An 18,385-nucleotide genomic window follows, 5' to 3' on the forward strand; every position below is an offset into this window, starting at 1 on the left:
CGTTACTTGAATTTAATGCTATAATGATAAAGCTTGAGGGCAGTTAGCTCAGCTGGTTAGAGCGCATGCTTCACACGCATGAGGTCACAGGTTCGAGTCCTGCACCGCCCATATTTGGACTCTAGTTTGAGTCCTTTTTTTGTGCTGATTTCACGCCTAATTTAATTTCACGCTTAATAAATTCATGCCAGATTAATTTCACGGCAAATCAATTCCTGCCTATTAATTAATTGCAAATTGTTTGAGCCAAGGATCAGTTTTGTAAGGATCAATGAAATTGAAACCTTCAACGGAGTTCTCTTGCATGATCTGAGCTGTTCGCTTAGCTGAGGCTGTGATTAAGTCCATTTGACCATCAACTTTTTCAGGCTGTTTATTTGCATCAACCAAACAGATAGCTTGTGCTAGATGCCCGCCATTAGAACTTGCAGGCTTGTAACAATAAAGCGGTTGATAAGTTGCGAATGAAATTTTGGCACGAGCACTGTTAGAAGGCTTGCTAAATTCAACTTCTGCGAACAAACCATCTTCAGCAATGCCAGGAATGTTGGCTGAATTTGGCTCGCCTAGACCAGTTGAATATTGCTGAGCTGAAACGAAGTTGCCGACAGAATAGTAACTTAATAAGCGGTGCTCAGAGTTTTTTGCTTTAACGCTTTGAATAGCTTGGACACAATGTGGACCAGTTGCGAAGATTAAATCGCAATCTACATCGGCCAAAGCTTGCGCAATTTGCTGAGAAGCAATCAAAATTTGTGGATTATATTCAGTCCCCCAATGCATGAAGAAAACAGTCGCTTCAGCACCTGCTTTTTGCATCTCACGGGCCCTGTCTTGCATGCGTTTTAGGTCTTGTTCAAAATAAGGACTTTCGTAAGAAAAACTATCAACCCGTCCCACAAGCTCAGCTGGTAGAGAAATACCGTTTATCCCGATATTGCCGTTCAGTCTGACAGTTTCGTATGTCCAAGCTGAGAAGCCAACTTTAATGCCGTTAATGTCTTTGATCAGCCAAGTTTTGCTATCCTTACTTTTGCTTGTACCAACATGGACAATGCCACAGCTTTCCAAAGCCTCCAAAGTCGAATTTACACCGCTAACACCTGAGTCTATGCAGTGGTTATTGCTGGTAACAGCTAATTTGACGTTAGCCTTTTGCATGGCTTTGGCTAAGGTTGTGGGAGAGCGGAAAAGGGGATAGGCGGAAAATTGATCGTTAGCTTTTAATGCTGGGGTCATCGTACCTTCCATATTAACAATTGGCCAATCAATTTTAGCAAAGCGATTAGTAAAATGTTGGAACAAAAAGTCAAAATTGCTAGCTTGATCTTTTTCAGCATTGCCTGCTCTTAATAAAGTGTCATGTAATAACACATCGCCAACCCAGGATAAGCGACATTTTAAAGTCGTTACTTCTATATCCTTTGTTGCAGGCGTACTTTCAGAGCTTGTTGCTGGCACAGCTTGCACTTTATTTGCTTGCTTGCGTGAGTTTGTAGTTTGTTTAGCTTTATGCGGCTTTATACTTTTACTGAATAAAAATAGGTTACAAACAAGCAGTGCACAGATGATGATTGCTAATGATAAATATGATTTCTTATATTTAGACATTTAAGCCTCGCTTCAAAAATTTTGTTATATACAGCTTAATTTACATTATTATGATTCGCAACTAGCAAAAAGTAAATGTAATTTTTAATTTTAATGGCTTGACTGATGGCGACTTTTGTTAAGGAAATAGGGCAATGTGCCAAATTTACAAGCTGTATTTTGCGAACAAAAGGGCTGAAATACTGAAATTTAGGTTGTAACATTGCTTGCAATTGATTTGTCAGATTTATAGATTACAATCAGCGAATAACAGTTTTAGCTTGCACTTTATTTAGTTTAAGAGTTAGGCAAGCTTCACATTTTAGGAGATAAGAATGAAAAAATACAAATATATTGTTTTTGATGTTGATGGTACTTTGGTTGATAGTGAGATGAAAGTGCTTTCAACTTTACGCCAAGCAATTATTGATATGCGTGGAGTTGAGCATCCAATTAGCGAACTAGGTTTTGCTATGGGTATGGCACCAAAGCCAATTTTGCATAGATTGGGTTATAACATTGATGTTGATGAGATTATTCATTGTTGGGAACAACATCTTTTGCATTATGATAAAGAAGTTGTTTTCTTTGAGGGAATGTTGGATACATTGGAACAGCTCAGCACTAAATATACAATCGGAATAGGAACAAGCCGTATTTACGATGAGTATTATAAAGACTTTGCTAATTTGCCAATTTTCTCTAAATTGGGCTTAGCAGTATGCGGTAATATGGTTAGTAACCGTAAACCAGCACCAGATATTTTGTTGTATTATATGGATAAGACTGGTTGTACAAATCAAGACTTGTTATTTGTCGGTGATACTGAGTTCGACCGTGATTGCGCTAAGGCAGCTAATGTCGATTTTGCTTTTGCAGCTTGGGGCGGTAAAGATTTAACAGAGCAAGACTGTCAGATTTATTTGCAAAAGCCAACAGATTTGCTCAAACTATTAGAAGCTTAGTGTCTGGTCAATTTCTTAGGTTTAGCTGGAGGGAAAATGAATCAAGGTGAGGAGCTTATATACAATAAGTCTAATATTGGCTTGACTGTTCTGCAGACGCTACTTGCTTTATGTTTAGCAACAGTTGTTGTTTTTCAGAGTATAGCTACTTGCTGCTTTGATTTCCCGTTTTATCAGCAGAATTTCCGCAATTTAGGTACAGCTAAACATGTTGATGTAAGTGAAGATGAACTAGAGACAGCCTTAAAAGTTTTGCTTGATTATTTGAATGGTAAGCGTGATGACATTAATTTGACCGTGCGCTTAACTAGTAATCAAGAAACAGTGGAAATGTACAATGCGCGTGAAATAGCACATATGGTTGATGTGCGTGCGCTTTGGCAGCTTTTACTTAAGCTGAAACGGGTCTTGATAATAGTTAGTGTACTCATTATCTGTGGCTTGTTTTTGCCCTATTTATGGCAACTTAAATTTTATTTTGCGCACAATAAGCTTGCTAAAATGCAGACAGCTGTTGCCATGCGTAAATTCAGCTATTTCTGGCGATCCATGCGGCGCTCAGCTTGCTATAGTTTGCTTATAATTGCCCTGTTTGTTGGTCTAATTGCCTGGCTAGCAAGTTCTGATTTTTCTAGCTTTTGGTGGCATTTTCACGAACTTTTGTTCAGTAATGATTTGTGGCAATTAGACCCTAACACCTCGCGTATGGTCAATTTGGTTGATGGTCAATTCTTTGACAATTTAGTACATTATATTTTACAAACAACGACAGCTAGCTTAGCAGGTCTTTATCTGCTCTTACTTTTGTTTCCAAGTATCTGCCTTTATTTCATTCAAAAATGGCATAAAACTGTTTAATTTTATCTTACTTTTACATGCCTTAGGCAAGCTTAATTATGTTAAAATATAGATTACAACTTGACATGTAAAAGAGGTAAAAAAGATGGCAACTTTACAGGGAAGAGTAATATCCGAAGGCATGGTCGTAGCACCTGTTTTCGTCTATGAAAAATTTTCATTAGATAAGTTGAATTATGAGGCTGGTTCAGCAGACGAAGAATTAGCTAAATATGAGGATGCGTTGAAGGTTGCAACCAGTCAGTTGAAGGAGTTGTTTATCAAGGCTTTGAAAGAGCTAGGGCGTGATAAGTCATTGCTGTTTGAAGTTCATCAGATGCTGATTCAGGATGACGATTTCAAAGATGAAGTGCGTAATTTGATTAAAGATGGACTTGATGCACCACATGCTGTTCAGAAGGCAGGTCAGACGTTTGCTGATATGATGCTGGCAATCGATGATGATTATATGCAGCAGAGGGCCTTAGATTTCAAAGATATATCTAATCGCCTGATTCGTATACTAGCCAATGTCGAAAGTAATACAGAGATTTTAGAACCAGCAATTGTTGTAGCTGATGATTTGGAACCATCTGAGACAGTTACATTTCCTAAAGATAAAATTCTAGGCTTCGTTTTACGCCAAGGCTCAGCTAATTCACACACCGCCATTTTAGCCCGTGGTATGAATGTGCCGGCTTTAATTCAGACACCATTGAAACAAAACAGCGTAAAAACAGGTGATACAGTTATTTTGGATGCCGTTGATGGTTGCTTTATCACTGAACCAAGTGCTGAACAATTAGCTGAATATAACGATAAAATTGCGAAAAGAAAAGCTATGTTAGCTGAACTTAAACAATATCTGAATGGACCAAGTTTAACTAAGTCTGGCAAGGCTATTAAGCTTTATAACAATATAGGTAGCCTAGAAGATATTAAGTCTGTACTTGAAAATGGCGCAGAAGGTGTTGGCTTGTTCCGCTCTGAATTTTTGTATATGGGCCGTAGCAGCTTACCAACTGAAGAAGAACAGACCAAAATCTACACCAAGGCTTTGCAAGCTTTGGATGGCAAACCGTTAATTGTGAGAACCATGGATATTGGCGCTGATAAGCAGGTAGCTTGCTTGCGCTTGAAGAAAGAGGCTAATCCAGCCTTAGGCAAACGGGCAGTGCGTATCTGTTTAGATGATAAGCGTTTGTTCAAAGATCAATTAAAGGCTTTGTTGCGAGCTTCTGTAGCTGGCAAATTGTCTATCATGGTGCCGATGATCATTTCGGTTGATGAAGTTAGACAATGTAAAGAAATTTTGGCTGAATGTCGAGAAGAATTAAAGGCAGCTAATCAGCCGTTTAGTGAGAATATCCCATTTGGTATTATGATCGAGACACCAGCTGCTTGTATTTTAGCTGATGATTTAGCCAAAGAAGTTGATTTCTTCAGTGTCGGTACGAACGACTTGACGCAGTATACCTTGGCTTGTGATCGTCAGAATGATGCAGTGGCATATTTGTATGATGATACCAATCCTGCTGTTTTAAGTTTGATGAAGATGGTTGCTGAAGCTGCTAATCAAAACGGTATTTGGGCAGGTGTATGTGGTGAGTTAGCTTCTAATTCTGAGATAACTTCTACCTTAATTTCCTATGGCTATACTGAACTTTCCATATCACCAGCCAAAACCCCAATTATCCGTCGTGCAATTGCTAAGACAGAATAAAAAACAGATTAATTTAGTTTGCAGAAAGGACTATATTTTATGAAAACATTTACTTACACAGTCAAAGATCAATTAGGTTTGCATGCTAGACCAGCTGGCTTATTAGCTACTAAGTCTGCTGCTTTCCAATCCAAAATTACATTGAGCAATGGCGTTAAAGAAGCCGATTGTAAGAAATTGATCCGTTTGTTGACACTTGGTGTTAAACAAGGTGACAAAATCGAACTTAAGGTAGAAGGCGAAGATGAGGATGCCGCTTTTAATGATTTGAAAGCATTTGTTGAGGAAAATCTTTAAGTTACAAATTATAAAGGCGCAAACTGTATGCTTACGCTTTTGACTGAGGTTTTAGAGTGAAAATAGAAGCAGCTAAATTAAGTGAAGAGGAACAAATTAAGCTCTGGCGTGAAGCTAGTGAGGGTTGTTGTGGTGATGGCAAGATCGTTTGGCCTAAGTTCGAAGATGATATTGTTAAGCCAGAAGAACTTACAAGCAAAGAGGAGCAAGATAAGTATCAGACTGAGTTGACTAATTATGTTGATAAGGAACGTTCCTTCAGTCAAGATCGCTTAAAGTTAGCTGCTTTGATTCGCAATGAATTGACTAAGCAGGTGGATAGGTTTGCTGATGAAGTAGCAAAAGACAAAGACAAAAAAGATAAAGAGAAAGGCTGTTAAGGCTGATTTTGTATGCAACACTTTTTTGTTTCAAATCTTAAATGGGATGAGCCAACTGGCTGTGGTACAAGCGAACTAGACTCTAAGCAAGCACATCACTTGAGCTGTGTGTTAAGAGCAAAAGTGGGTGATGAGTTGACTGTAGCTTATGCTAGAGAGATATTTCGTGCCAAAATCAGTGATATAACTAAAGATACTGTTAGCTTAGAAGTCTATAAGCCTGCATTGCCTAACTCTGAATTACCTTTGGATTTGCTACTTGTACAAGGTCTACCTAAGGCTGATAAGTTAGAGCATATAATAATGAAAGCATGCGAGCTTGGCGTTAGCGAAATTTGGCCATGTGTTTGTGAACGCAGTATCAGCCGTGATAAAAAAGAAAAACTTGCCAAACTCAGTCAAAGGCGTAATGAAATTGCTTTGGCTGCTTGTAAACAGTCACATCGAGCTAAGTTAGTCGAAGTTCAACCTAGTGCTAATTTGTTTGATGTATTAAATATGATAGATGCAGATTATATTTTGTTTGCATATGAGCAGAGTCAGACTGAGCAAAATTTAGCAAATTGGTTTTCTGAACACTACGCTGAGTTGAGTGCAGCACTTAAAACCAACGTAGCTAACAGCAAACGCAAACGCATCGCAATTCTGGTTGGGCCAGAAGGTGGCTTTTCAGAAAAAGAAGTTTTGCAAATTCAAAGCTTGGATAAGGCTTTTACGATCAATTTGGGTTCGCGTATTTTGCGGACAGAAACAGCGCCGCTTGCAATGCTCAGCTATTTGATGCTAGAGCTTGAACAGCTGACTATTAAAGTGACTGAGTATCAATTTGTCTAATTTGTAAAATTGTGTTTTTAGTGGCAGTAACCTGCTGACAAGTTCACTAGTTTGCGCTATAATCATTCCCGTTGTTTTTTTTTTTGAGCGACGAAATGCTTCGATCGATGCATGCGCTAATTTAATAGAAACTAGATTTATTTAGTTTGTGGCAAATAGGTAGCCTGTAAATAGGTTTAGTTTGTATTAAATTAACGTTGAAACTATATCAAGGAGGCATTATTTATGTCAGCTTTTTTAGGAACAGTTGTTCGTGGTATTCGAGGACCAATCATCAACACAGGTGATGATATTGCAAAGGTAGCCAGTGATGCGTTATTAGCAGCAATTGATGGCGAAAAAATCCAAGTTCAGGATAAAGATGTTTTCAGTCTTACTGAATCAGTTGTTGCAAGAGCTCAAGGCAATTATGCAACAGTAGATCAAATCGCTAAAGATATTAAAGCTAAGTTCCCAGGCGATAAGATGGGTATTGTTTTCCCAATTTTAAGCCGTAACCGTTTCTCCATTATGTTGAAGGCTTTCGCAAGAGCCAAGAAGGAACTTGTGATTTTGTTAAGCTATCCACAAGACGAAGCTGGTAATGCATTGTTTGATCCTAAAATGATGTACAGCAGCAAAGTTAATCCTTACAGTGACGTATTAACAGAAGCTGAATTTGTAAGTAATTTCGGTGAAAGTTGCCATCCGTTTACGAAGATGAACTATGTTGAGTTCTACAAGCAAATTTGTGCTGGCGAAAATTGCCACGCTGAAGTTATTTTTGCTAACCAACCACAGACGATTTTGCAATATGCAGATGAAGTTTTGACTTGCGATATTCATAATCGTGTAGAAACGAAGAATCTCTTGTTACGTGCTGGTGCTAAGGTTTGCTACGGTATGTATGAAATTTTGACAAGCTCAGTTGATGGTAGCGGCTACAACGAAAAGTACGGTTTGCTTGGTACTAACAAGTCAACTGAAGAGAAGGTTAAGTTGTTCCCACGTGATTGCCAGAAAACTGTTGAGCGTATCCAAAGCATTTTGCGCGAGAAGACAGGCAAGAATATTGAAGTTATGATTTATGGCGATGGCGCCTTCAAAGATCCAGTTGGTAAGATTTGGGAGTTGGCTGATCCGGTTGTTAGCCCTGCTTATACAAGCGGTTTGGAAGGTACACCAAGTGAATTGAAGTTGAAGTACTTAGCTGATAATGATTTCTCCAACCTTGATGCTAAGTCCCAAAAGGCAGCAATTATTGAGCGTATCAAGAATAAGGAAAGAAGCGAAACAGCTGGTATGGCTGGTCAAGGTACAACCCCAAGACGTTTGACTGACTTATTAGGTTCTCTGTGTGACTTAACATCAGGTAGTGGCGATAAGGGTACACCATTCATTTACATTCAGGGTTACTTCTCAAATTACGCTGATCAGTAAGTTAGTAGTTACTTAGCCGGTGCAATGCACCGGCTATTTTCTTGAATGTAACAATTTTGTAATTGACAAACTAATGATGTTCTAGTAACATAGGAACGAAAAGTAGATTTATCTCACCTCAAGCTCAAGTAAAGAGGTTCTTACAAGAATGTATATGTGACTTGTTTGAACAGAGCGTGAGACTCTGTTTTTTTATATCAGGAGGTGTTACCATCGCTAAGAAACAAGAGCGTGTGCAAGTCAACGAATCAATTGTTTATCAGAAGTTGCGCGTTATAAGCCAAAATGGTGAGCAATTAGGTGATATGACTTTACAAGCAGCGTTAAACGAAGCTCATAGCGCTAATTTAGATTTAGTTTTAGTTGCTGATAATCCGGCTAATCCAGTTGCCAAAATTATGGATTATGGCAAGTATCTCTTCGAACAGAAGAAGCATAAGAAAGAAGCTAAGAAGAATCAGAAGGTGCAAGAACTAAAGGAAGTTCAACTTAAGTTGACAACTGATGAGCACGATTTAAGCTTTAAACGCAAAAATACTTGTAAGTGGTTAGAGGATGGCAACAAGGTCAAAGTTGCTATTCGTTTCCGTGGACGAGAGATGACCTATGTCGATCAAGGACTAGAGGTTATGCGCAAGTTCGCTGAGTCTTGCCAGGATTTAGCGGTGATTGAGAAAGCACCTAAGTTGGAGGGGCGAAACATGTTGATGTTCTTAGCTCCTAAGAAAGCAAAATAGAACTTTAGTATCGGCTAAAGATAGAGATTGCAAGGAGGAATTCTTATGCCAAAACAAAAGACTCACAGCGCTTCCAAGAAGCGTTTTAAGATTTCAGGCAGTGGCAAAGTTTTGCGTTATCATTCAGACAAGAAGCACAAATTAACTTGTAAGTCACCTCGCCAAAAACGTAATTTGCGTGGTTCAACTGTCATCGTTGGTCAATTCGCTAATAATGTTAAACAGATGATTCCTTATAACTAAGCGAGCGTGGAGGTAAAGTAAATGTCCAGAGTTAAAAGAGGCGTTACACAACGCGCCAAACATAAGAAAATTTTAAAGATGGCTCGTGGCTATTATGGCCGTAAGAGCAAGTTGTTCAAAGTAGCTAAGCAACAAGTCTGGAAATCAGGTAACTATGCCTTTGCACATCGTCGCTTGAAGAAACGCGAATTCCGCCGCTTGTGGATTGCACGTATCAATGCTGCTACACGTTTGAACGGTATGTCCTATAGTCGTTTCATGAGTGGCTTGAAGAGCTTGGGTATCATGTTGGACCGTAAGGTTTTGGCAGATATGGCTTTGAATCAAGCAGCTGATTTTGCAAAATTAGTTGAAATGGTTAAGAATAAGTAATTTGATTTTACTTAATATACACCCTCGTATTCACTGAATGCGGGGGTTTATTTGTAGATAGAGTGTGAGGCTAGTTTGGAACTTTCTGCAACATTTATTACAAGTAAGCAAAATAAATTGTTCAAAGAATGGCTGACGATTTTTAAGCGTAAGAAGCGTGACTTTTGTTTGGTAGAGGGTGAGAGAATTGTTAAGGAACTATATGCTTCACCTAGCTTTGTAAAAAAAGTTGAATGCTTGATTCTCACACCTGATTTTTGGCAGACAGAGCAAAAGTTTTTGCTTGGCTTATTTGCTAATGCCAATTTATCAATGGCAGAGTTGCCTAAAATTTACGTTTTAGCCACTAGTTTGTATAAGCAAATATCGACAACCGTGCAAAGCCAGGGGATTATTGCTGTGCTAAATTTGGCCAAGTTGGCAGCTTGCAATTTTAAAGTTGAAGCTGAACAGCATGAGCTTTTAGCTACTTTTCAGCCAGCTGTTTCGATTAAAGAGCGTGAAATTGTGCTTGTATTGGACCAGGTACAAGATCCTGGCAACTTGGGCAATATTATTAGGGCGGCAGCAGCTTTTGGCGTTAGGGATATCTATTTATTAGAAGGAACGGTACATGCTTGGCAAGACAAAGTTTTGCGTTCGACGATGGGTGGCATATTCAAAGTTAATATTGTTGAAAATCAGCAAGCTACGACTTTATTCCAACAATTAAAAGCCAATAATTATACATTGTTGGCAGCAGCCTTAGCCAAAGAAAATATTTTTAGTTTTTTGCAAACATATCCGCAAGCTAAATTGAAGAAGCTTGCCTTAATTATGGGCAATGAAGGGAATGGAGTTAGCCAAGCTAGTTTAGACGCAGCGCATGGTATTTTGACAATTCCTATGCTAGAAAATAGCGAATCTCTAAACGTGGCTAGTGCAACGGCTATTTGTTTAGCTGAATTACGTTTCCATTAAATATGATGGCAATTAAACTAGAGGCCAGTTAAAACGGTTGATAATAAACCGTTTCCAATTAAACCAAGGCTATACACTAAAAAAGGCAGGCGCTGACCTGCCTTTTATTAACTGATTAATGCTTTATTTTAGTCTAATTTATCCTCATGCACTAAGTATAAGGAACGAACGTCATATTGCTTTAGGCATTCACGACCATTTAGACCAGCTAACTCGATAAAGAAGAGTAAAGCTTGAATCTTTGCTCCGCTTGCTTCAATAACTTCACAAGCAGCTTTTGCTGTACCTCCAATTGCGAGTAAGTCGTCAACGAAGATAACCTTGCTACCTGCTTGTAAAGCATCTTTGTGCATTTCAATTGTCGCTTCACCATACTCTAGCTGATAGCTTTTCTTGTATGTAGCAGCAGGTAATTTGCCAGCCTTACGAATTGGCACAAAAGCTTTATGCATAGCATAAGCTAAAGCTGCTCCGATGATAAAGCCGCGCGCCTCAGCTGCCACAACAACGTCAAAATCAAGATCTTTGCAGCTGTCAACTAGCTCATTGATTAACTGCTCAAAATCAGCACTATTCTTTAGTACGGTTGTTATATCAATGAAATCAATACCATGCTTAGGATAGTGGTGGATATGTCGTAACTTTTTATCTAAATTTTTTTCCATGCTATACTCCGTTCTTGCCCGAAAAACATTTTCATTTTATCATAATTATCACTGATTGTTTGTATAATGTGAGTATTATATAACGAATCTAAATTTAAGGGTTAGGTGGACTGATGCAAAAGTTATTTTCTCATATGCATTCAAAGTGGCATTGTAAGCAACTTTTAGCTTTGCTGGTAGGTTTATTAGGCTTATTGAGCGCTTGTAAGCGTGATACACAGACAAGTTTGCCTGAAATAGCGAAATCTAGTCAATCAGTTATAGCCACAAATGGTAAGTCAACAGCACTGAATAATTTTAAGAATCTAATTAATATACCTAATTTTGCTATTATTAAATTAGCTGAAACTGAGAATCATAGTTTGAACTACAATGCGGAATTTTTGACGACAATTGAATCCTCCAAGCAGCCGGTTGTACTTTATTGCATTACTACTTGGTCTGAAGCTGCCAATAATTACTTGCCTAAATTTATTGATGTCTATAAAGCATACGGCGATAACTGTGATTTTTATATAGTGAATATAGAAGCATGCGCCAGTTTGGCTGAAAAGTATCAGCTAAAATTAGTGCCGGCTTTGATTTTAATTAATCAACAGTCTGTTGTCTGGCAGAAAACGGAAGCTTGGCAGGATTTAGCTGCTGATTTAAGCAACGAATTGAAACTGTTAGGTGTTAATGAAGCGTAGAAGCGTTATATGAGGTAGGAATGGCAAACAAAAAAGGGGCCAATAGAGCCGATAGTACTTTATTTGCAAAAATAAATAGTCTGCAGGAAGAAGCGGAGAAAGCAATTTGCTTCAGTGTCTGTTTGACGACGAAAGGACAGACAGAGGCAATTGTTGAAGCGTCTTTGGATGAATTGTCTGAGTTAGCCAATACGGCTGGGGCAGAAGTCTTAGCCAAAATTTATCAAAAGCGCGCTAAAATTGATAGCCGTTATTATATTGGAGTTGGCAAGTTGGAAGAGATTAAGGTCTTGGCTGAGCAAGTTGAAGCTAATTGCTTAATTTGTGATGATGAACTAAGCCCAGCTCAATTACGTAATATTGAAGAATTTACGCAAATGAAAATCGTTGATCGCTCACTTCTAATTTTGGATATTTTTGCTAAGCGAGCTAAAAGTTCAGAAGGTAAGTTGCAAGTTGCCTTGGCACAAGCTAAATATCGCTTGCCGCGTATCCAATTTATGCAGGGCTTCAACTCTAGACTAGCTGGTGGTATCGGTACCCGTGGGCCTGGTGAGAGCTTGAAGGAGACAGACCGTAGACATATTCAAGCGAGAATTAACACGTTACAGCAGAAATTAGTTGAACTTGGGCGCAAACGGCAAATTGTGCGTGAACAGAGGCGTAAATCGGCTTTGACTATAGCTGTTGTTGGCTATACTAATGCTGGCAAATCAAGTTTAATTAATCGCTTGTGTAAAAGTGATTTATATGCAGAAGATAAAGTTTTTGCCACGCTAGATCCAGCGTGCCGGCATTTATGGTTAGAAGATCTTTCTTGTGATTGTTTATTGATAGATACAGTTGGTTTTATTCGGAAATTGCCGCATCATTTGGTAGAAGCGTTTAAGAGTACGTTGGAAGAAGCTGCTCAAGCAGATTTTTTGCTTCTAGTTTTAGATGTGGCTGATGTGCAGGCTGAAGCTGAGTTGGATGTGGTATTAAGCTTATTAGAAGAGATTGGCGCTAGTCATTTGCCTAGGGTGTATGTTGCTAACAAATTTGATGAATTTAATTATGATCTAAGTCAAGTCGATAGCAGTCTTTTAGCCAAATTACATGCCTTAAGTTTCGATGATAAAAGTCTATTCTTCACGTCAGTAAAGGAGCAGAGAGGCTTGAATGAATTAAAGGCAGCCTTGCAAGCAAAACTGAAGAAAATATTACAAAAAAACAATTAACTTTATGTAATAACTAACATATGCAGTAATTTTAGCAGTGAAATATCTAGCAGTTTGGCAAAAAAAACAAATTGTTGGTAAAGCTGGGCTTAATTTCTTGCATGGACAAAAACTAAGTATTAAAATTGAAAGAAATCGAAGAAGGTAGCTAGAAATGAAGAAACTTGACGATAACGTCTTTGTCTTTGAACATCCACTTATTAAGCATAAGATTTCAATTATGCGAGCAGCAGATACGTCCACGAAGAATTTCCGCGAGCTGGTTAATGAGATCGCCATGCTGATGTGCTATGAAGTTACTAAAGATTTACCTTTAGAAACTTACGAACTAGAGACACCAATTGCTAAGACAACTGGTTATCGCATTTCAGGTAAGACACTGGCTTTGGTACCAATTCTGCGAGCTGGTTTGGGTATGGTAGAAGGTATCATGAGCATGATTCCAACAGCTAAAGTTGGTCACGTCGGTTTGTACCGCGATCCTGTTACACACGATCCTGTTGAATATTATTGCAAGTTGCCGGATGATATTGAGAATCGTAGCGTCTATGTTTTGGATCCAATGTTGGCTACTGGTGGTTCGGCTGTGGCTGCCATCAAGTTCTTGAAGGAGCGTAATGTTAAGTCTATCAAGTTCTTGTGCTTGGTTGCTGCTGATGAGGGTATTAATCACTTACATTCAACTTATCCAGATGTGACAATTTATTGCGCAGCTAACGATAAGGAACTCAATGCTAACAAGTATATTGTCCCGGGTCTTGGTGATGCTGGTGACCGTATTTTTGGTACTAAGTAATTTTGAAAAATTTATAATATAAGCTAACCCCACAGCTTTGGCTTAGGCAGTGGGGTTTTTATGCGACTTATGGGGGCGAAGAAATGAGATTTTTGCTTGAGTTTTTTCAACGCTTGATTGAAGGATTCAAAATAGGTGGTCGTGATATTGGCCAGGGCATTGAAGAAGCAATTAATTTTGGTGCCGTTTTTTATTTACCAACACCTTTGGGTGCTATTCCAATTCCAATTGCAGTGATTGGCATTGAAATAACAGTCTTGTTCTTGCTGGTATTTGCTATTTTTTATCGCAGCCATTTGAAGGTTTATAACATCTCTGTACTACAAGCATTGAGTGAGAAATTGTTCTCAATGGTTGAAAATGCTTGTAAGCAGAATCATTTGAATGAGAAGCAGACGAAGTTTTTAGCTCCGTATATTGTCAGTGTCGGAACTTTTATTACTTTGTCTAATCTTATTTCCTTGATTAAGGTAGCACCACCGGCTGGAAACCCTGCTTTCCCAATTGCTTTGGGTTTGTTCACGCTTCTGTTTGTGATTGTGGTTGGTATCCATTTCGTGGGTATTCGGGGATTCTTGCTGACTCTGTTATATCCGAAGGCTGCACTATTACCTTTCAATATTTTGGACTATTTTATTAAACCAATTTCATTGGCTTTCCGTTTGTTTGGTAATATTTTTGGTGCCTACATTTTGATTGAATTTATCAGCTTGGTCGTTCCACTATTAGTGCCAACTATTTTAGGCCTTTGGTTTGATGTTGGTGATGGAATTATCCAAGGCTTAGTTTTTGCTTATCTGACACTTAACTACGTTGGCGAAATTGTTGAGCGAGCAGAAGAGATGCAGAAGCCTAAGGAAACAGCTATACAAGAAGAAAAAAGATTGAGTGAAATTTAATTTGGAGGGTATTATGGATAGAGGATTAGTCGCGTTAGCAGCCGGTTTAGCAGTTACATTTGCAGCTGGTTTAGCAGGTTTGGGTATTGGTTTGTCATCAGGTAAAGCTTACGATGCAATGGCTAAGCAACCTGAAATGGCTAATAAGATTCAGAGCTTGTTGTTTGTTGCCATCATCTTCATTGAGGCTACAGCTATTTATGCACTTGTTGTCAGCTTGATTCTGTTATTTGTATTTAAATAAGCAGGAGGCAGATGAAGTATGCTTACAGCACAATTAGGCTCAACATTGAGTCTAGTCATTCCCGCATTTATGGCGATTGAAGTTTTTTCAAAAGAAAATATGGCTGCATTTTTGGTAACAGCAATTGCAGCAGTTCTGAATTTGTTAATCAGCTATTTAATCATTAAGCATTTCATTTACAAGCCTTTGCAGAAGATTGCTGCCGAGCGCAAAAAGGATATTGCTGATAAGCTGGAAGCAGCTAAAGTTGAACAGGCTGAAGCTGAGAAATTGAATGCTCAAGTTAAGGCCGATATGCAAGCGGCAAAAGAAAATGCTGCTAAGATCATTTTGGATGCTAAGCAGGATGCAGAGAATCGCAAAGAGATGATTATTGCCACAGCTAAAAAAGAAGCTGATCGTTACTTAGCTGATAAGGAAGCAGAACAACAACGAGTTTGGGAGAAGAAAGAACGTGAGCAACGTGATCAAGCTATCCGTTTGTCCATGCGTGTTTTGCAACAATTAGGTCGCGTCAAAAATGAGCAAGATGAACAAGCACTTGTCTCTGATGTCGTAAGCTCTCTCAACACTCCTAGTGGAGAAGGGAAGCAATCTGGTGAAAACTAATCAAATTATTCTTAAGTCTGCTAGTAAGTTATCTGACAGTGCTCAGCAAGAATTAGTTGGAGCATTGGTTAAACGTTACAATTTTTTAGCTGGCAGTTATGAAGTTAAGTATGAAGTAGATCCAAGTTTACAGGCTGGTTTTACCATCAAGGTCAACAACGATTTTTACGATTATTCTTTGTTGGCTAAGCTCAAAAATTTGGCAGTTGGTCTGTATAGTAGCAATGATAGTTTGGATGAAATCAGCCAAGATGCTTTGCATGAGATGATTTTTAATCAGCAGGCTAATTTGAGAGGCTCTTTAAATTTACCAGCTTTAGTTGGCAATGAGAAAGAACTTACAAGTGTTGAGCCACATGCCAAAGCTTATGCAACTAGTGCTTATGCTGAGGAGTCAGCTTTGTATGCCAAATTATTGGCGACACGTAAAGCAGAAGATATTAGCGATGAATTGGCAGCTTCACTTAAAGATGAATTTGCTCAACAGAAACAGGAATTAGGTGAAGTTAAGAAAGTAGCAGATGGTATAGCCCATGTAAGTGGCTTAAGTCATTGCTTGAATGGTGAGATGATCATTTTTGCAAGTGGTGCAATCGGCTTAGCGATGAACTTGGAGAAAGATAGTATCGGCGTTGTCCTTTTGACGATGGAAGATAGCGTCCATTCTGGTATGACTTGTAAAGGTAGTTCACAGGTCTTGAGCGTACCTTCTGGTAGCGCTTTCTTAGGTCAGGTTATCGATCCTTTGGGCCGTTCACTTGAAGGTGAGCAAAATTTACAAGTTAGTCATTATCGACCAATTGAATTTGCAGCCCCAGCTATTATTGATCGTCAACAGGTTGATGAGCCACTATACACAGGTATAACTGCAATTGATTCCATGATCCCAATTGGTAAAGGTCAACGTGAACTTATTATCGGCGATCGTCAAACTGGTAAATCAACGATTGCCTTGGATACTATTTTGAATCAAAAGGGCAAAGACGTTGTCTGTATTTATGTTGCTATTGGTCAAAAGCAGTCAACTTTGAAGAGTCAAGTTACGCTTCTGCGTGAGCGCGGGGCTATGGATTATACAGTTGTTGTGAGCGCTTCTGCTTCAGTGAGTGCCGCTTTACAATATGTAGCTCCTTATGCAGCTTGCGCCATGGCTGAGGAATTTATGTATGCTCAGCATCGCGATGTTTTGATTATCTATGATGATTTAACTAAGCATGCACAAGCTTATCGTGCAATTTCTTTGTTGTTACATAGACCACCAGGACGTGAAGCTTATCCAGGAGATGTTTTCTACATCCATTCACGTTTGCTCGAAAGAGCTGCTCGTTTAAGTGATGCTTTGGGTGGTGGCTCTATCACAGCTATACCAATTGTTGAAACTCAAGCTGGCGATATTTCAGCTTATATTCCGACAAACGTTATTTCTATCACTGATGGTCAGATTTATTTGGAGAGCGATTTGTTCTTCTCAGGTCAACGTCCAGCTATCAACGTGGGCTTATCTGTTTCGCGTGTTGGTGGTTCCTGTCAGGTGAAATCAATGCGTAAAGTTGCAGGTCCATTGCGTATTACAATGGCCCAGTTCCGTGAATTGCAGTCATTCTCACAATTATCAAGTGAAATGGATGCAAGTAGTGCTAAGCAGATTACGCGTGGCTTACGTTTGAACGAGGTGCTTAAACAGTCTGAGCATGTCAATCGCTCTTTGGCAGACAGCTTGATTTTGTTGACCCTTTGTACAAATGGTGCTTTCGATAAGCTAGACATTCCAACTATGCGCAGACTTTTGCATGATTTTGTTGATTATCTGAAGCAAGTGCGTGAGGATATTTTGTTGACATTTTCTAGTGGAACAGTTGTTAGCGATAGTGATAAACAAATGTTGTATGACTTGTTTGCTGATTATTGTGCTGAGCATGATAGCGCCAAGGCTGAAGCTTAAAGAGGTATTGCATGGCACAAAGTAGTGAAATTAAAAAGCATATTCGCTCTGTTCACGAAATTAAGCAGATTACGCGCGCTATGCAGCTCGTTTCGCAAGTTAAGATGAAGCGGTCAAGAAAATTGCTCAATTTGACCAAGCCTTTCTTTCTAGGTTGCGTACGCACGATGGAAGAAATGGTTTTAAGTGAGCCTAATCGCTTAGCTTCACTTTTTAAAGAGCGGGTAAAAGCTCCAGGTGATAAATACAAATGTCTCTTTTATGTATTTGGGGCTGAGCAGGGCTTGTCAGGTAGTTATGCGCTGAATGTTGTGCGTTATGCTGAAAAGTTGATTGAGTCTACACGGAAAGAATGCCTAGAAAAGCAACTTAAATTTGACTATGAAATTCGTTTCTTAGGTAAAATTGGGCGTGATAGGCTTGTACACGATGGATACAAAGTAAAGGCTGATTGGACTTATAAGATAGATAATCCTGATTTCTATGATGCAACTGATGTAGCAAATAACATGTTTGATTTGTATCAGGAAAAGCAAGTCGATGCCATCTATCTTGTTTATTCGACGATGCCTAATCAGATTCAGGCACATCCAATTTACACGCGCCTTTTGCCGACTGATTATCAGGGCTTGCATCTATTGTTAAGCGAACTATTTACAGCCGATGAAGTGCTTGAGGAAGAGAATACAGCTGACTTATATCGGCATGAGAAGATTGAATGGCAACCGAATGTGGATAAGGTTAAAGATTATTTAGGCTTAACTTATATTTACGGTATGGTTTACGGTGCTTTTACAGAAGCGTTTGCTAGTGAACAGGCTGTTAGGATGACGGCTATGAATCAGGCGACAGAAAATGCTGATAGTTTGTTAGCTGAGTTGCAACTTGAAAAGAATCGTGTCCGTCAGCAACAAATCACACAAGAGTTGAACGAGATTATTTCTGGTTCAATCTTGTAGTTAGG

Annotated in this window: 21 protein-coding genes and 1 tRNA gene; 20 read left to right on the forward strand and 2 right to left on the reverse strand. The window is 39.0% G+C overall.

Annotation, left to right across the window (positions count from 1 at the left end):
* Window positions 1-37: 37 nt before the first annotated feature.
* A tRNA-Val gene (locus tag PYS62_RS03560) sits at window positions 38-111 on the forward strand.
* A gap of 111 nt (window positions 112-222) precedes the next feature.
* On the opposite strand, the gene PYS62_RS03565 is transcribed toward PYS62_RS03560, so the two are convergent.
* Window positions 223-1,611 (reverse strand): CapA family protein, encoded by a 1,389-nt coding sequence (locus PYS62_RS03565; protein ID WP_066714409.1) that lies wholly within the window; start codon window positions 1,609-1,611, stop codon window positions 223-225.
* A 314-nt stretch (window positions 1,612-1,925) separates the two neighbouring features.
* On the opposite strand from PYS62_RS03565, the gene PYS62_RS03570 reads away from it, so the two are divergent.
* From PYS62_RS03570 to PYS62_RS03620, 11 genes are all read left to right on the forward strand, one after another.
* Complete coding sequence (locus tag PYS62_RS03570) at window positions 1,926-2,555, forward strand: HAD family hydrolase (protein ID WP_066714408.1); 630 nt, start codon at window positions 1,926-1,928, stop codon at window positions 2,553-2,555.
* A gap of 36 nt (window positions 2,556-2,591) precedes the next feature.
* Window positions 2,592-3,413 (forward strand): DUF1461 domain-containing protein, encoded by an 822-nt coding sequence (locus PYS62_RS03575; protein ID WP_066714406.1) that lies wholly within the window; start codon window positions 2,592-2,594, stop codon window positions 3,411-3,413.
* Window positions 3,414-3,498: 85 nt separating this feature from the next.
* A complete protein-coding gene (gene ptsP / locus PYS62_RS03580) occupies window positions 3,499-5,115 on the forward strand; it encodes a phosphoenolpyruvate--protein phosphotransferase (protein ID WP_066714404.1) in 1,617 nt (538 codons plus the stop codon).
* A 39-nt stretch (window positions 5,116-5,154) separates the two neighbouring features.
* Window positions 5,155-5,412: an HPr family phosphocarrier protein gene (locus tag PYS62_RS03585; RefSeq protein WP_066714402.1), complete on the forward strand. Its 258-nt coding sequence runs from the start codon at window positions 5,155-5,157 to the stop codon at window positions 5,410-5,412.
* A 56-nt stretch (window positions 5,413-5,468) separates the two neighbouring features.
* Window positions 5,469-5,792, forward strand: coding sequence for a hypothetical protein (locus PYS62_RS03590; protein ID WP_066714400.1), 324 nt, complete (start codon window positions 5,469-5,471; stop codon window positions 5,790-5,792).
* A 12-nt stretch (window positions 5,793-5,804) separates the two neighbouring features.
* A complete protein-coding gene (locus tag PYS62_RS03595) occupies window positions 5,805-6,626 on the forward strand; it encodes an RsmE family RNA methyltransferase (RefSeq protein WP_066714398.1) in 822 nt (273 codons plus the stop codon).
* Between the two features lie 225 nt (window positions 6,627-6,851).
* Entirely contained in the window at window positions 6,852-8,045 is a 1,194-nt protein-coding gene (locus PYS62_RS03600) for a coenzyme F420-0:L-glutamate ligase (RefSeq protein WP_066714393.1), read from the forward strand.
* 176 nt (window positions 8,046-8,221) lie between these two features.
* Window positions 8,222-8,782 carry a translation initiation factor IF-3 gene (gene infC, locus PYS62_RS03605; protein WP_315572554.1) on the forward strand — a complete coding sequence of 187 codons (561 nt, stop codon included), beginning with the start codon at window positions 8,222-8,224 and terminating at the stop codon, window positions 8,780-8,782.
* A 45-nt stretch (window positions 8,783-8,827) separates the two neighbouring features.
* Complete coding sequence (gene rpmI, locus PYS62_RS03610; protein WP_066714389.1) at window positions 8,828-9,025, forward strand: 50S ribosomal protein L35; 198 nt, start codon at window positions 8,828-8,830, stop codon at window positions 9,023-9,025.
* Between the two features lie 21 nt (window positions 9,026-9,046).
* Window positions 9,047-9,397, forward strand: a complete 351-nt coding sequence (rplT, locus tag PYS62_RS03615) for a 50S ribosomal protein L20 (RefSeq protein WP_066714387.1) — start codon at window positions 9,047-9,049, stop codon at window positions 9,395-9,397.
* 75 nt (window positions 9,398-9,472) lie between these two features.
* Window positions 9,473-10,357: a TrmH family RNA methyltransferase gene (locus tag PYS62_RS03620; RefSeq protein ID WP_066714386.1), complete on the forward strand. Its 885-nt coding sequence runs from the start codon at window positions 9,473-9,475 to the stop codon at window positions 10,355-10,357.
* Between the two features lie 128 nt (window positions 10,358-10,485).
* Here the strand turns inward: PYS62_RS03620 and PYS62_RS03625 are convergent, their stop codons facing one another.
* Complete coding sequence (locus PYS62_RS03625) at window positions 10,486-11,022, reverse strand: adenine phosphoribosyltransferase (protein ID WP_066714384.1); 537 nt, start codon at window positions 11,020-11,022, stop codon at window positions 10,486-10,488.
* Window positions 11,023-11,135: 113 nt separating this feature from the next.
* On the opposite strand from PYS62_RS03625, the gene PYS62_RS03630 reads away from it, so the two are divergent.
* The 8 genes from PYS62_RS03630 to atpG all read left to right on the forward strand — a co-directional run bounded on the left by PYS62_RS03630 (window position 11,136) and on the right by atpG (window position 18,380).
* Window positions 11,136-11,711, forward strand: coding sequence for a thioredoxin family protein (locus PYS62_RS03630; protein ID WP_066714382.1), 576 nt, complete (start codon window positions 11,136-11,138; stop codon window positions 11,709-11,711).
* A 20-nt stretch (window positions 11,712-11,731) separates the two neighbouring features.
* Window positions 11,732-12,931 carry a GTPase HflX gene (gene hflX, locus PYS62_RS03635; protein ID WP_066714380.1) on the forward strand — a complete coding sequence of 400 codons (1,200 nt, stop codon included), beginning with the start codon at window positions 11,732-11,734 and terminating at the stop codon, window positions 12,929-12,931.
* Between the two features lie 154 nt (window positions 12,932-13,085).
* Window positions 13,086-13,727: a uracil phosphoribosyltransferase gene (gene upp, locus PYS62_RS03640; protein ID WP_066714377.1), complete on the forward strand. Its 642-nt coding sequence runs from the start codon at window positions 13,086-13,088 to the stop codon at window positions 13,725-13,727.
* An 83-nt stretch (window positions 13,728-13,810) separates the two neighbouring features.
* A complete protein-coding gene (locus PYS62_RS03645) occupies window positions 13,811-14,626 on the forward strand; it encodes a FoF1 ATP synthase subunit A (RefSeq protein WP_066714375.1) in 816 nt (271 codons plus the stop codon).
* 13 nt (window positions 14,627-14,639) lie between these two features.
* The gene (gene atpE, locus PYS62_RS03650; protein WP_066714373.1) at window positions 14,640-14,870 is read left to right on the forward strand and encodes an ATP synthase F0 subunit C; all 231 of its coding nucleotides are present in this window, start codon (window positions 14,640-14,642) and stop codon (window positions 14,868-14,870) included.
* A gap of 18 nt (window positions 14,871-14,888) precedes the next feature.
* Entirely contained in the window at window positions 14,889-15,479 is a 591-nt protein-coding gene (locus PYS62_RS03655; RefSeq protein ID WP_066714371.1) for an ATP synthase F0 subunit B, read from the forward strand.
* A complete protein-coding gene (gene atpA, locus PYS62_RS03660; protein ID WP_315574150.1) occupies window positions 15,469-17,421 on the forward strand; it encodes a F0F1 ATP synthase subunit alpha in 1,953 nt (650 codons plus the stop codon). Before PYS62_RS03655 ends, atpA begins: the two co-directional genes overlap by 11 nt.
* Window positions 17,422-17,432: 11 nt before the next feature.
* Window positions 17,433-18,380 carry an ATP synthase F1 subunit gamma gene (atpG, locus tag PYS62_RS03665; RefSeq protein WP_066714368.1) on the forward strand — a complete coding sequence of 316 codons (948 nt, stop codon included), beginning with the start codon at window positions 17,433-17,435 and terminating at the stop codon, window positions 18,378-18,380.
* Window positions 18,381-18,385 lie beyond the last annotated feature (5 nt).

It is taken from the genome of Amygdalobacter nucleatus, from assembly GCF_029167365.1.
In the GTDB taxonomy this organism is placed as follows: Bacteria; Bacillota; Clostridia; order Saccharofermentanales; family Fastidiosipilaceae; genus Amygdalobacter; species Amygdalobacter nucleatus.

Bases quoted from the DNA above. Each gene is read 5' to 3' on its own strand.
- PYS62_RS03575 (WP_066714406.1), top strand. From the start codon at position 2,592: ATGAATCAAGGTGAGGAGCTTATATACAATAAGTCTAATATTGGCTTG.
- PYS62_RS03595 (WP_066714398.1), top strand. From the start codon at position 5,805: ATGCAACACTTTTTTGTTTCAAATCTTAAATGGGATGAGCCAACTGGC.
- PYS62_RS03625 (WP_066714384.1), bottom strand. From the start codon at position 11,022: ATGGAAAAAAATTTAGATAAAAAGTTACGACATATCCACCACTATCCT.
- PYS62_RS03600 (WP_066714393.1), top strand. From the start codon at position 6,852: ATGTCAGCTTTTTTAGGAACAGTTGTTCGTGGTATTCGAGGACCAATC.
- rplT (WP_066714387.1), top strand. From the start codon at position 9,047: ATGTCCAGAGTTAAAAGAGGCGTTACACAACGCGCCAAACATAAGAAA.
- hflX (WP_066714380.1), top strand. From the start codon at position 11,732: ATGGCAAACAAAAAAGGGGCCAATAGAGCCGATAGTACTTTATTTGCA.
- atpE (WP_066714373.1), top strand. From the start codon at position 14,640: ATGGATAGAGGATTAGTCGCGTTAGCAGCCGGTTTAGCAGTTACATTT.
- PYS62_RS03645 (WP_066714375.1), top strand. From the start codon at position 13,811: ATGAGATTTTTGCTTGAGTTTTTTCAACGCTTGATTGAAGGATTCAAA.
- rpmI (WP_066714389.1), top strand. From the start codon at position 8,828: ATGCCAAAACAAAAGACTCACAGCGCTTCCAAGAAGCGTTTTAAGATT.
- ptsP (WP_066714404.1), top strand. From the start codon at position 3,499: ATGGCAACTTTACAGGGAAGAGTAATATCCGAAGGCATGGTCGTAGCA.
- PYS62_RS03630 (WP_066714382.1), top strand. From the start codon at position 11,136: ATGCAAAAGTTATTTTCTCATATGCATTCAAAGTGGCATTGTAAGCAA.
- PYS62_RS03570 (WP_066714408.1), top strand. From the start codon at position 1,926: ATGAAAAAATACAAATATATTGTTTTTGATGTTGATGGTACTTTGGTT.
- PYS62_RS03655 (WP_066714371.1), top strand. From the start codon at position 14,889: ATGCTTACAGCACAATTAGGCTCAACATTGAGTCTAGTCATTCCCGCA.
- PYS62_RS03565 (WP_066714409.1), bottom strand. From the start codon at position 1,611: ATGTCTAAATATAAGAAATCATATTTATCATTAGCAATCATCATCTGT.
- PYS62_RS03585 (WP_066714402.1), top strand. From the start codon at position 5,155: ATGAAAACATTTACTTACACAGTCAAAGATCAATTAGGTTTGCATGCT.
- atpG (WP_066714368.1), top strand. From the start codon at position 17,433: ATGGCACAAAGTAGTGAAATTAAAAAGCATATTCGCTCTGTTCACGAA.
- upp (WP_066714377.1), top strand. From the start codon at position 13,086: ATGAAGAAACTTGACGATAACGTCTTTGTCTTTGAACATCCACTTATT.